The organism is Pseudomonas sp. FBCC-B35, assembly GCF_059133755.1.
Map to the genome: position 1 here is coordinate 1,879,566 of NZ_CP101439.1, position 12,191 is coordinate 1,891,756.

Annotated in this window: 12 protein-coding genes; 8 read left to right on the top strand and 4 right to left on the bottom strand. The window is 62.3% G+C overall.

Annotation, left to right across the window (positions count from 1 at the left end; translation table 11 throughout):
• Positions 1–246 precede the first annotated feature (246 nt).
• The 7 genes from NMB38_RS08645 (at position 247) to NMB38_RS08675 (ending at position 6,576) form a co-directional block, all read left to right on the top strand.
• Positions 247–774 carry a Csu type fimbrial protein gene (locus NMB38_RS08645; protein WP_033695032.1) on the top strand — a complete coding sequence of 176 codons (528 nt, stop codon included), beginning with the start codon at positions 247–249 and terminating at the stop codon, positions 772–774.
• 28 nt (positions 775–802) lie between these two features.
• A complete protein-coding gene (locus NMB38_RS08650) occupies positions 803–1,339 on the top strand; it encodes a Csu type fimbrial protein (RefSeq protein WP_027914632.1) in 537 nt (178 codons plus the stop codon).
• Between the two features lie 18 nt (positions 1,340–1,357).
• Entirely contained in the window at positions 1,358–1,891 is a 534-nt protein-coding gene (locus NMB38_RS08655) for a Csu type fimbrial protein (RefSeq protein ID WP_023536078.1), read from the top strand.
• A gap of 3 nt (positions 1,892–1,894) precedes the next feature.
• A complete protein-coding gene (locus tag NMB38_RS08660; protein ID WP_049696184.1) occupies positions 1,895–2,398 on the top strand; it encodes a Csu type fimbrial protein in 504 nt (167 codons plus the stop codon).
• A gap of 39 nt (positions 2,399–2,437) precedes the next feature.
• Positions 2,438–3,214 carry a fimbrial biogenesis chaperone gene (locus NMB38_RS08665; RefSeq protein ID WP_088522990.1) on the top strand — a complete coding sequence of 259 codons (777 nt, stop codon included), beginning with the start codon at positions 2,438–2,440 and terminating at the stop codon, positions 3,212–3,214.
• 99 nt (positions 3,215–3,313) lie between these two features.
• The gene (locus NMB38_RS08670; protein ID WP_154665191.1) at positions 3,314–5,611 is read left to right on the top strand and encodes a fimbria/pilus outer membrane usher protein; all 2,298 of its coding nucleotides are present in this window, start codon (positions 3,314–3,316) and stop codon (positions 5,609–5,611) included.
• Complete coding sequence (locus tag NMB38_RS08675) at positions 5,608–6,576, top strand: Csu type fimbrial protein (RefSeq protein WP_027914636.1); 969 nt, start codon at positions 5,608–5,610, stop codon at positions 6,574–6,576. Before NMB38_RS08670 ends, NMB38_RS08675 begins: the two co-directional genes overlap by 4 nt.
• A 14-nt stretch (positions 6,577–6,590) precedes the next feature.
• Here NMB38_RS08675 and NMB38_RS08680 read toward each other — a convergent pair whose 3' ends face one another.
• From NMB38_RS08680 to NMB38_RS08695, 4 genes are all read right to left on the bottom strand, one after another.
• A complete protein-coding gene (locus NMB38_RS08680) occupies positions 6,591–7,739 on the bottom strand; it encodes a M14 family metallopeptidase (protein ID WP_104926067.1) in 1,149 nt (382 codons plus the stop codon).
• An 85-nt stretch (positions 7,740–7,824) separates the two neighbouring features.
• Positions 7,825–8,289 carry a nuclear transport factor 2 family protein gene (locus tag NMB38_RS08685; protein WP_028686954.1) on the bottom strand — a complete coding sequence of 155 codons (465 nt, stop codon included), beginning with the start codon at positions 8,287–8,289 and terminating at the stop codon, positions 7,825–7,827.
• Between the two features lie 191 nt (positions 8,290–8,480).
• Entirely contained in the window at positions 8,481–8,975 is a 495-nt protein-coding gene (locus NMB38_RS08690) for a DUF934 domain-containing protein (protein ID WP_027914639.1), read from the bottom strand.
• Positions 8,959–10,611 carry a nitrite/sulfite reductase gene (locus NMB38_RS08695; protein WP_027914640.1) on the bottom strand — a complete coding sequence of 551 codons (1,653 nt, stop codon included), beginning with the start codon at positions 10,609–10,611 and terminating at the stop codon, positions 8,959–8,961. The genes NMB38_RS08690 and NMB38_RS08695 overlap by 17 nt, the downstream gene beginning before the upstream one ends.
• A gap of 211 nt (positions 10,612–10,822) precedes the next feature.
• Between NMB38_RS08695 and NMB38_RS08700 the strand changes: the two genes are divergently transcribed.
• Complete coding sequence (locus NMB38_RS08700; protein WP_028686955.1) at positions 10,823–11,905, top strand: ABC transporter substrate-binding protein; 1,083 nt, start codon at positions 10,823–10,825, stop codon at positions 11,903–11,905.
• Positions 11,906–12,191 lie beyond the last annotated feature (286 nt).

Genomic DNA, 12,191 nt, shown 5'->3' on the forward strand with positions numbered 1-12,191 from the left:
CGTTTGGGACCTGCATGCCGCATGGGTCTGGGGCAGGATGGTGGCGATACACCCTATCAGAATATCGCTAGGCCTGCCTTGCTTTGGCGGTCAAAACGCATCTCGCATGTAAGCTGCCAAGCACTTTCAGGTATTGCCACAGCCGTTAGTGCTTTTTTGCTAATACCAAAAAACAGGCGTGTCGAACGGTTTGAGGGTAAGCCCGCTGCTAATCTTGAAAACAGTGTGAATGACAGGGACGCTGACGTGAACAAGCACGCGTTTGCCGCGCTCTTGGGCCTGCTGCCGCTGGGCAGTGCTCTGGCGGCAGATTTTCTGGTCGAAGTGAGGGTGTTGGTAGAGCGCGGTTGCATGCTCGTCAACCCTGCCCGGGAGGCGGGTGCACAAGCACTCGGGCGCATCGACTTTGGCGCAGTGTCACGATTGGATGGGCCGCAGGCCCCTCGAAGTGGGACGCTGTTGGGGCCCTCTGTACCCCGCCTGGCGTGTAATCCGGACACGCCTTACCAGGTACGTGTGGACGCCGGCCAGCATGGTGGGAGCGGGGCCGTGCGGTTCCTGGCTATCTCAGGCTCCGGTGCCAGACCCATTCCCTACCGGCTGTACCGGGATGCCGCCGGACGCCAGCCGTTGATGGTCGATGAGCCACAGTCATCGCGGGTCCCTGGCAGCGGCCAGGTCGACCTGCCGTTGTACGCGAGGCTGGACAAGCTGGCCTGGGCCCCTGAGACAGGGCGGTATACCGACCTGCTCAAAGTGACGGTCACCTGGTAGGTAAACCCATGCACAAGGATGTGAAGCTGTGAACCGATCATCAATGCTGCTGCTGACGCTCGGCCCGTTGCTCATACCGGGCGGCGCGGCGCATGGCACCACCACCGGCTTCATCCAGGCGCAACTGATCATCAGTGCTGCTTGCCAGATCAGTAGTGATGAAACGCAACCTGCGACACTGGCCAACCCTGGATTGATGGATTTCGGTGCCCGCGGCCCCAACTGGGAAGAACCTGTTCGCAGCCGGGTAGATGACGTTGGCACCCAAGGCCGCTTGCAGATCAGTTGTACGCCTGAGGTGCGTGCATTCAAGGTGAGTATCAACGCTGGCATGAACGGCGATGACGGAATACGTCGCCTGAGCAATGGGCGCGAACTGATCCCGTACCAACTGGCTGTCGATCCAGCGGGCCGCAGCCACTACCCGGTCGGCCAGGCTCGGCCCTTTGTCATCAACAGCACTCGGCAAATGCCTATTCCCATTTACGGCGTGCTGGTCGCACAGCCTCGTGCGCTACCCGCTGGCCTTTATCGCGACACCCTCAGAGTGACCCTGGACTGGTAACCCATCAAGGAGATATCGATGCGAACCCACCTCTCACGCTGTATCCTCGCCGGGCTGGGCATGGCGCTGGCTTCCCAGGCGCCGGCAGCCACCGTCACAGGTACCATCAACTCGACACTGACCCTGATTGCAGCTTGTCAGGTCAACGGCAGTTCTGGCACCTCAGGCCTGAATTTCGGCAGCCTCAACTTCGGTACTCAGGATGCCTTGTTCGGTACGGCCAACGCGCAGGTACTCGGCGGCAGCGGCGGGGCACTGAGCGTGCTGTGTTCCGCGGGCACGGTGCCCGCCATTCGGGTACGCGCAGGCGCCCACGATGGCCAGTCCACCGGTGGCACCCGTGCTCTGGCAGACGGCGCCGGCAATTTCGTTCCCTATGACTTCTATACCGATGCGGGGCGCACGCAGTTGCTGGCCATCGACGGCACGATCACATTGCCGACCAGCACCGGGGTAGCGCAAACCGTCAATCTCTATGGGCAAGCGCGTGGCAAGGCCGGGTTGCCTGCGGGTGTCTATACCGACACCGTCGCCGTCGAGCTGACGTTCTGAGACATGCGCGTCTGGCGTACAGGGAGCGTTGCCGGCTGTCTGCTGATGCTGGCTGGCCCGCTGGGTGCAGCCACCACCAGTACCTTTGCGGTGAACGCGCAGGTTGTCGCCGGTTGTCTGGTCACAGGGGGCGCCACGCAGTACGGCACCCTGAACTACGGTACGCAGTCGGCCTTGTCCACGGCCGTGTTGAGTACGGCATTGGGCGGTTCGAGCGTGTCGCTGCAATGCACGCCTGGGGTCGTGTTGAGCATGAGCCTGGATGCTGGCCAGAACGCCAACGCAGGCATGCGAAACCTCAAGCGTACGGGAGGCACGCAGGTAGTGCCCTACCAGTTGTACCAGGATGCTGCATTGGCGCAGGGCATCGGCATTGGGCAGAACGTGAACGTGAGTTATGCCGACCCTGCAGCTGTAAGGTTGCCTGTCTACGGAAGGCTTCAACTACCCGGAACGGTGCCTGCCGGCACCTATACCGACGTAGTCCAGGTGACATTGACCTGGTGACCGGTCGATTCGCCAACATACCGTCCCAGGGAGGGCTACATGAGAGCACGCAGCAAATGGATCCGGGCCTTGTTACTGCTGTGCAGCGTGGGTGGCCAGCCGGCGTTGGCTGCCACGTCCGTACTGATCTGGCCCATCGACCCTGTATTGGAAGCGGGGCAGAAGGCTGGGGCGCTGTGGCTGGAGAATCGCGGCACAGTGGCGGCAAGCCTTCAAGTGCGGGTGTTTGCCTGGCGTCAAGGCCGCTTCGAGGAGCAGTTCAGCGCGCAACGTGAAATCATCGGCAGCCCTCCGGTCGCCACTGTCGCACCCGGTCAGAAGCAACTCATTCGTCTGACCCGCACCGGTGCGGCACCCGCCGGCCAGGAACAGGCCTACCGCATCATCATCGATGAGATTCCGCCAGCAGTGCCAGTGGACAAGGCCGAGGCCGGCACCACGGCCGCGATTCGCCTGCAAATGCGCTACTCGGTGCCGCTATTCGTTTACGGGGAGGGCCTCTGGGGTCGCCCGGACCCGAACGGCGAGCGCAACGAGCAGGGGGTAGGCAAGCCGCAGCTGACCTGGCAGCCGGTCATGGTTCAGGGCAAGCCGTATATCGAGTTGCGAAACACTGGCCCTGTGCATGCACGCTTGACCGATGTGGTGGTGCAGCAAGGCAACCAGGCCAAGCCTGTTGCAGAAGGACTGCTGGGCTATGTATTGCCTGGGGCCAGCATGCGCTGGCCGGCGCCGCTGACCGTGGGTGCCGGGGGGATACTCAAGGGGCGGGTCAACGGCCAGGGTGAGGCGACCGTCATCAGCCAGGGCCGGTAAGTCACAGGCAAGTCACGGGGCCAGGGAGGGCCCGACAATGGTCAGGACCGATGCGTGAAGAGGTTCGCGACGAAGCGCCTGGGGTGTCTGGGGCTGGCCCTGGCCGGCTCAACCCTGGTGCTGGCGGACGACCTGCCGCCGCCCCCCACGGAGCTGTCGGCGGTTGCCGATGCCACCTTGTACCTGGACCTCACGGTGAACCAGATGCCTAAGGCTGAATTGGTGCCGGTGCAACAAAGAGCCGGGCGCCTTTACATAGACAGTGAGGTGCTGCGTGCAGCAGGCCTTGCGCTGCCCGGCGACCCCTTGGGCGACGTGGCGCTGGACGCCGTTGCGGGGATGCATGCCGAATATGACAGCCAGAATCAGCAACTGCTGCTGGATGTGCCCCCAGGCTGGTTGCCGGATCAGCAAGTCGGTGAGCGCACGCTTTACCCGCCTACCGATGCGCGCAGCAGCTTCGGTGCCGTGTTCAATTATGACCTGTACCTGAACGATACCGACGACAGCGGCACCTACCTAGCCGCCTGGAATGAGCTGCGCGTGTTCGACAGTTGGGGCACCGTCTCCAGCACGGGCCAGTGGCGGCATTCGTTCAACGGTGTGACACGCAGTGGCACGGGTGATGGGTTCCTGCGTTACGACACCACCTGGCGCTTCACCGACGAGCAACGGTTGCTGACCTTCGAGGCCGGCGACCTGATCACTGCCGCCTTGCCCTGGAGCAGCTCGGTGCGCGTGGGTGGGCTGCAGCTGTCCAGGGACTTTGCCGCCCGGCCAGATCTTGTGACCTACCCGTTGCCCGCCTTTGCAGGCGAAGCGGCCGTGCCAACGTCCCTTGAGCTTTTCATCAATGGTTATCGAACCAGCACCACCGAATTGCAACCCGGCCCCTACACCCTGACCAACGTCCCTTTCATCAACGGTGCTGGCGAGGCAGTGGTGGTTACCACCGACACCCTGGGCCGGCAAGTCTCCACGACCCTGCCGTTCTACGTGACCAGCAACCTGTTGCAAAAAGGTCTGACTGACTACGCGGTGGCAGCCGGCAGCCTCAGGCGAGACTACGGGGTGCGCGACTTCGGTTACGGCCCAGGCGTGGCTTCGGCCAGCCTGCGCCACGGTCTGAGCGACACCTTCACGCTGGAGGCCCATGCGCAAACGGCCGAGTCCCTGATGCTCGGCGGCCTGGGGGCGAACGTGCGCTTAGGGCAGTTCGGGGTGCTCAATGCTGCGCTTGCTCAAAGCCGTTTCGAAGGTAGCCAAGGTCAGCAAACCGCCCTGGGTTATCAATACAACAGTCAACGCCTGGGGTTCAGCTACCAGCGCCTGCAACGCCATGGCGATTACGCCGACCTGACGCGCATCGATCGGCGCGACATGCAACTTAGCAGGAGCAGTGAGCAGGTGACGCTGAGTCTGAACCTCAACCAGTACGGGAATCTAGGCGCAGGTTATTTTGATGTGCGTGCAGGGGACGGCACCCGCACGCGTTTGATCAACCTCAGTTACAGCAGACCGCTATGGGGCAACAGCAGCGTTTACCTTTCTGCTAACCGAGAGGTCGGTGATCGCCAGTGGGCGATGCAGGCGCAGCTGGTGATTCCGTTCGACATGACCGGCACCCTGGCCTTGGGCATCGAACGCAACAAAGAGGGCCAGCACCAACAGCGGGTCAATTACAGCCGGGCCGTTCCAGTGGGCACCGGGGTGGGCTACAACCTCGGGTATGCCACCGGCAGCGATCGCAGGGCTTACCGCCAGGCCGATGCCACCTGGCGCCTGCAATCGGTCCAGCTGCAGGCGGGTGTCTACGGCAGCAGTGGAGAAATGACCCGTTGGGCCGATGCCAGCGGCTCGATCGTGTGGATGGACGCCGGCCTGTTCGCGGCCAACCGCATCGATGATGCGTTCGTCGTGGTCAGCACCTCCGGTTACGCTGATGTGCCCGTGCGCTACGAAAACCAGCCGGTAGGCCGCACCGACAAACGTGGGCACCTGCTTGTGCCCTATAGCAGTGCCTACTACCGGGGCAAATATGAAATAGACCCGATGGATTTGCCGCCTGACATTCTGGCACCGCAGGTGGAGCAGCGCGTTGCCGTGCGCCGCGGCAGCGGTTACCTGCTCGACTTCGAACTCAAGCAGGTGCGAGCAGCCAGCCTGGAACTGGTGGATGGCGATCAGCGACCGCTGGGCCTGGGGAGCCGCGTCAGGCACGTGCAAAGCGGCGCGCAAGCCGTGGTGGGCTGGGACGGGCTGGTCTACCTGGAAAATTTACAGCCCACTAATCGCGTGCAGGTCGAACTGGCGGGGGGAGGGCAGTGTGAGGTCGATTTCGTCATGCCAGAAAGCACAGGTTCGATCCCGTTAATCGGGCCGTTGGTGTGCAAGTGAACCGTCACCAGGCATGGCTCTGCGCAGGGTTTCTAGTATTCTGCGCAGAGCCTGCCCAGGCCAAATGCGCGTCGGTGGCCACCGCGCCAGCCTTGTTCGGTGCCCTCAATTCGACGCAGGTACGCACAGCCGTGCAGACGGCGTCCACAACCAACGCCGGCCTGCAGTGCAATGGCACGGTGTTGAGCGTGCTCAGCAACACTGACTCATTCAAGCTGACGGTACAGCCGACCACGGGTGGGCTGCTAGGCCCCACGGGAGATGTCATCCCGTACACGCTCTACGCCGACGCCACCACCAACTTCCCCATCAGCCGAGGAGTTGCTTTCGAATATGGACGCACGGGCATCCTCGATCTGCTGGGTTTGCTCAACGGTACACCCAAGACTGTGCCGTTGTACCTTCGTACCCAGATCGGGAGTAACGTGGCGGCAGGTCTCTATCAGGAAACCCTCCGGCTGGATTGGACCTGGAACTATTGCGAAGGGCTTTCGCTGGGCGGGTTGTGCATCGGGAGGGATACCGGATCAGGCACCCAGTACCTGACCGTCAGCCTGACGGTGACCAATGATTGCCAGATCGTTACGCCGAATATCAACTTCGGGTCTGCGCCTGTGGTCAGCGCCTTCGCAACGGTCAGCCAGAGCCTGAGCGTCTCCTGCACCAAAGGCAGTGCCTACAGTGTCGGGCTCAGTGATGGGCAGAACGTGCTGAGCGGACGGCGGCGCATGAAGTCGGCCGCCAACAACTACCTGGCGTACGACATCTACAAAGGCGCAGGTACCGTTCGCTGGGGCGCTACCGGCAGCGCCAGGCGGGCCAGTGCCGACGCCGACGTCAACCCAGGCGTTGGCACTGGCACTGGCAGCCAGGTATTCAACTACAGCGCCCGGGTCTATACCGATCAGCCTACGCCGCCGGCGGCCAGCTACTCGGACAGCGTCGTACTGGACGTACAGTTCTGAGGGACAAGGCAGGCTCAGCGCAGGTCGTCTACCATCGCGGCGAGCGTATCCAATACGGCGCTCGCCAACGCCTTGGAGCGCAGGCCTGACCAGCCCGTGTGCGGGTCGGGGGCATCGTCGTGGTCCTTGAAAGGCATCTCCAGGGTCAGCGACAAGCAGTCGTGAGCCATCCCCACGGCATTGCATGCCAATGTCGTGTTGGCCTGGCCAGGCGCGTCGCGGGTGTACCCGTGGGTGGTCTGGAAGTCTGCCGTCAGGTTCATCAGTGTGCTGCGAAAGGTTTCCTCCAGGTGGGCGAGGCGGGCGGTGTAACCTGGGTTGCCCTCGCATGCGGCAGTGAACACATGGGGGATTTCTTCATCCCCGTGCACGTCGATGAAGGCGTCCACGCCATGCTGCTTCATCTGCGCCTGGGCAAAGAACACTTCCGGAGTGAGCTCGACATTGGCGTCCTGCCAGGCGCGGTTCAGGTCCTTGCCGGCGTAATTGGTGCGCAAATGGCCCAGGAAGGCACCATCAGGGTTCATGTTGGGAATCAGGTACAGATCAGCGCGCTCCAGCAGTTGCTGGACAGTGGCGTCACCCGCTTGCACGCGGTCGATCAGCCCCTCCATGAACCATTCGGCCATGTGCTCACCGGGATGCTGTTGGGCGATGAACCACACTTTGCGCTTGCCCGCCGCGCCGTCGCCTGCGCGCAGTAATGGAATATCGCGACCCTGGACGCTGCGACCGCTGGCCAGCAATGTGATGCCCGGGAGGGCGAGCGCCCGTTCGATCAATTGATTGTGGCGTGCACGGGGATAGGGCTCGAAGTAGGCGAACCAGACCTGCGCTTGCTGCGCCGTGATCTCGAAGCTCAGTGCACTGCCATCGAATTGGCTCGGCACCCGAAACCAGGTCTGCTGGTCGTAGGAGGCCACGGCGTTGTAGCCACTCCAGGCGTTCTTGTAGGAAGAGCCAGCGGCGTTGTCGAGGCTGAACCGATGGTTCTGCCCAGGCGTCAGTCCGCTGGCGCGAAAGTGAAACCACTGGTAGTGGCCACTGTGGGTATCCGGCCGGATGGCGAGGCGGACCTGGGCAGGATTGCTGGCGTCGATGACTTCGATGTTGCCAGAATCGAAGTCGCAATCGATATGCAGCGGTGACAGCGTCACGGTCATGGGGCGGGCTCCTTGGCGGTGTTGTTGTGCCAATACTGTACACCGCTTGCAGGCGTCGTCGCGCCCCCGTGCGCCTGGCCTTGGTTCAGAGCCCCAACTGGCTCAGGCCAGGATGATCGTCAGGCCGTCGACCTAGCGGCCAATGGAACTTGCGCTCGCTTTCTGCGATAGGGTGCTCGTTGATGCTCGCGTGCCGATAGTGCATCAGCCCGTCCGGGGCGAACTCCCAGTTCTCGTTGCCATAGGCCCGGTGCCATTGCCCGCTGTCGTCACGGTACTCGTAGGCATAGCGCACGGCAATACGGTTGTCGGTGAAGGCCCACAGCTCCTTGATCAGTCGGTATTCAAGCTCGCGATTCCATTTGCGGGTCAGGAAAGCCTCAACCTCGGCTCGCCCGCGGGGAAACTCGGCGCGATTGCGCCACACGGTATCAGGGGTATAGGCCAGCGACACCTTGGCAGCATCGCGGCTGTTCCAGCCGTCTTCGGCCAGGCGGACTTTCTCGATGGCGCTGGCGCGGGTGAAGGGTGGCAGGGGTGGACGGGACATTGCTCGACTCCTCGGCATGAATGTGTCCGAAAAGCGTAGCGTGCCAGGGGCAAAGCGAGAATCATCACCGGGCAGACTTCACAATTGCGTCGGCGACAACAATGTCGATGTGTACGCAGACCCGGTGTGATCGGGTTTGGGCACTGCCCGCCACAACCGTGTCTGGTGCACGGTCGTGACGAACAAATGGCTCAGCGCCGGCGGAACAAGGGCAGCGGCTGGTCCGTGGCACCCTGATAGGTGACCGAGAAGTCCTTCAGGCCCTGCAGGGCGTCTTCAGGGTCCTTGTCGGCGCGGATGGCGAATGCATCGAACCCACAGCGGGCCATGAAGAACAGCTGGTCGCGCAGCACGTCACCAATGGCGCGCAACTCACCCTTGTAGCCGTAGCGGTCGCGCAGCAGGCGGGCATTGGAGTAGCTGCGCCCGTCCGTGAAGGCAGGGAAGTTCAGGGCGATGACCTGGAAGTGCTGGACGTCCTCGCCAATTTCCTCGGCCTCCTGATCGCTGTCCAGCCAGATGCCCAGACCACCGTCGCGGGCTTTCAGGGCATGGGCATGGTCGCGCCACATCTGCAAGGGCACGATGTAGTCGTCGCAGTTGGTCAGTTCGTCGAACGAGGTTTCCTTGGGCAACAGGTGCCAGGTTTCGTCGACGATCTGGTTGTGCTTAATGATTCGCTGCATACACGCGTTCCTTGAAGGGGTCGATGCCGATGCGTTGGTACGTGTCGATGAAACGCTCTTCTTCGGTGCGTTGTTCGACGTAGACGGCGATCAGCTTCTCGATCACATCAGCCATGTCGTCCTGGGCGAACGAGGGGCCCAGGATCTTGCCGAGGCTGGCGTCGCGCGCGGCGTTACCGCCCAGCGATACCTGGTAGAACTCTTCGCCCTTCTTGTCCACGCCCAGAATGCCGATATGACCCACGTGGTGGTGCCCGCACGCGTTCATGCACCCGGAGATGTTCAGGTCGATCTCACCGATGTCGAACAGGTAGTCCAGGTCGTCGAAACGGCGCTGGATGGATTCGGCGATGGGGATCGATTTGGCGTTGGCCAGGGAGCAGTAGTCACCGCCTGGGCAGCAGATGATATCGGTCAGCAGGCCGATATTCGGGGTGGCGAATCCGCTCTCGCGCAGCTCCAGCCACAGGGCATGCAGCTGGCGTTGCTCCACGTCGGCCAGGATGATGTTCTGCTCGTGGGAGGTGCGCAGGAAGCCGAAGCTGTAGCGTTCTGCCAGGTCGGCCACGGCGTCGAGCTGCTTGTCGGTGAGGTCACCTGGAGCAACGCCGGTGGGCTTGAGCGACAGGGTCACGGCCACGTAACCAGGGCGCTTGTGGGCACGGGTGTTGCGTGAGCGCCAGCGCGCGAAGCCTGGGTGTTCGCTATCCAGGGCGCTGTAGTCGACATCGTCCAGCGCCAGGTATTGGGGGTCGACGAAGTGACGCGACACGCGCTGCACTTCCGCCTCGGTCAGCGTGCTGCTGCCGCCACGCAGGTGGACCATTTCGGCCTCGACCTTTTCGGCGAAGACTTCAGGTGTCAGGGCCTTGACCAGGATCTTGATCCGCGCCTTGTACTTGTTGTCCCGGCGACCGTAGCGATTGTAGACGCGCAGGATGGCGTCCAGGTAGCTGATCAGGTCCTGCCAGGGCAGGAATTCATTGATGAACGAACCGACCACCGGCGTGCGACCCAGCCCGCCTCCAACCAAAACGCGGAAGCCCAGCTCGCCAGCGTCGTTGCGCACCGGCTCAAGACCGATGTCGTGCACTTCGATGGCGGCGCGGTCCTGTTTCGAACCGTTGATGGCGATCTTGAATTTGCGCGGCAAGAAGGCGAATTCCGGGTGGAACGTGGTCCACTGACGGACGATCTCGCACCAGGGGCGCGGGTCGATGACTTCATCGGCGGCGACGCCTGCGAACTGATCGGTGGTGGTGTTGCGCAGGCAGTTGCCGCTGGTCTGGATGGCGTGCATCTGCACGGTCGCCAACTCGGCCAGGATGTCGGGAATGTCTTCCAGGGCCGGCCAGTTGAACTGAACGTTCTGGCGGGTGGAAATGTGCGCATAGCCCTTGTCGTAATCGCGGGCGATCTTGGCCAGGGTACGCACCTGTCGGGCATTGAGTTGGCCATAAGGAACGGCGACACGCAGCATCGGCGCGAATCGCTGAATGTATAGGCCGTTCTGCAGGCGCAGCGGGCGGAATTCTTCCTCGCTCAGCTCACCGGCCAGGTAACGGCGGGTCTGATCACGGAACTGCTTGACGCGGTCCTCGATGATCCGCTGATCGTATTCGTCATATACGTACATAAAAGTCCTGTCTCAGGCATGCAGCTATTCGCGCGCACGGCCGCGCACTCCGGTTCGGAGCCGGGGCACCATAGCAGGTTGTATTTATGCGCAAAAGTGATGTTTTTGCATATGAAAAGAACCAAACGAACTATGTGAGACTGACTGCCATTTATGCGCTTGTCCTGACCCGGTGGGTATAATCCTGGGTTTGTTTCAGAGACCTCAGCCTATGCTCAAGGCCCTGTGCCACTGCCTGTGCCTGTGCTTCGCCCTGCCATTGACCGCAGGTGCGCAGCCGGTGTCGGTGGTTTTCCTCAACCCGGGCTCGCCGGGCGAGACGTTCTGGGCCAGCTACAGCCGATTCATGCAGTCCGCTGCCGATGAACTGGGCATGGACTTGCGTGTGGAATATGGCGAGCGCCGGACCGATCTCGCCCTGAGTCAGGCCCGGGCGGCCCTCGATGGGCCCAGGCGACCAGATTACCTGGTACTGGTGAACGAACAGTACATCGCCCCCGAGATCATGCGCCTCTCGCAAGGGGCGGGGGTCAAGCTGCTGCTGGTCAACAACGGCTTGACGCCCAGCCAGGCACGGGCTGTGAGCGCCCGACCTGACAAATTCGCTCAGCCGTTGGGGTCTCTGACCACCAATGACGAACAAGCCGGGTTCCAGATGTTGCGCGAGATGATCGCGCAATTGCCTGCCGCAAGCGGTCCAGTGGATCTGGTCGCGTTTTCAGGCGTGAAAACTACGCCTGCCTCGCAGCGCCGGGAAGACGGCATGCGCCGCGCCTTGGCCGACTTCCCCCAGGTGCGCTTGCGCCAGGTGGTATACGGCGGGTGGAGCCGGCAGCGCGCCTACGAGCAGGCGCGGTTTCTGCTCGAACGTTACCCGCAAACACGGCTTGTATGGTCGGCCAATGACGAGATGGCCTTTGGGGCCATGCAGGCGTTCGAGGAGGCGGGGCTCAAGCCAGGCAAGGATGTGATGTTCAGTGCGGTGAACAGCTCGGGTGAGGCATTGCGTGCGCGTCTGGACGGACGCTTGAGTGTCCTGATGGGCGGGCATTTCAGCCTTGGGGGCTGGGCCATGGTCATGCTCAATGACGATGCCCACGGCCTGCCGTTTGGCCGCGATGGCCTGCGCGACTACAGCCTGCCTGTGTTGCAGAGCATCGACCAGGCCAAGGCCGGGCAATGGCTCAAACGACTGGAGCTGGCCGACTACGGCGTGGACTTCAAAGCGTACAGCGCCATAGGGCGCACGGCCGGCTATCAGTATCCGTTTCTCACGTCACCGGTCGAATACTGAGAAACCCTGCTTGAGCAAAGGTCTTTGCTGGTCTTAACTGCCGATTGTGCGGTGCATTCCCATAATCACTAGAAGAGGCAATGCCATGACCAACCCAACGAAGTTGCGCAAGCCCGGCCATAGCGTCGATACCTGGGCAATCCTGTGCCTGGTCGCGCTGGTCGTCATCACGGCGGTGTATTGGGGCACTCACCCGTAATCCTGCTTACCGATTACACGGCGCAGTGGCACCCACGCGCCGTATTTCCAGCTGCCCCTCTCGGGAACAGCTGGACGGACCCAGTTA

Excerpts from the sequence above, each read along its gene's own strand:
- NMB38_RS08700 (WP_028686955.1), top strand. The coding sequence starts at position 10,823 with ATGCTCAAGGCCCTGTGCCACTGCCTGTGCCTGTGCTTCGCCCTGCCA.
- NMB38_RS08685 (WP_028686954.1), bottom strand. The coding sequence starts at position 8,289 with ATGTCCCGTCCACCCCTGCCACCCTTCACCCGCGCCAGCGCCATCGAG.
- NMB38_RS08690 (WP_027914639.1), bottom strand. The coding sequence starts at position 8,975 with ATGCAGCGAATCATTAAGCACAACCAGATCGTCGACGAAACCTGGCAC.
- NMB38_RS08665 (WP_088522990.1), top strand. The coding sequence starts at position 2,438 with ATGAGAGCACGCAGCAAATGGATCCGGGCCTTGTTACTGCTGTGCAGC.
- NMB38_RS08655 (WP_023536078.1), top strand. The coding sequence starts at position 1,358 with ATGCGAACCCACCTCTCACGCTGTATCCTCGCCGGGCTGGGCATGGCG.
- NMB38_RS08695 (WP_027914640.1), bottom strand. The coding sequence starts at position 10,611 with ATGTACGTATATGACGAATACGATCAGCGGATCATCGAGGACCGCGTC.
- NMB38_RS08660 (WP_049696184.1), top strand. The coding sequence starts at position 1,895 with ATGCGCGTCTGGCGTACAGGGAGCGTTGCCGGCTGTCTGCTGATGCTG.
- NMB38_RS08680 (WP_104926067.1), bottom strand. The coding sequence starts at position 7,739 with ATGACCGTGACGCTGTCACCGCTGCATATCGATTGCGACTTCGATTCT.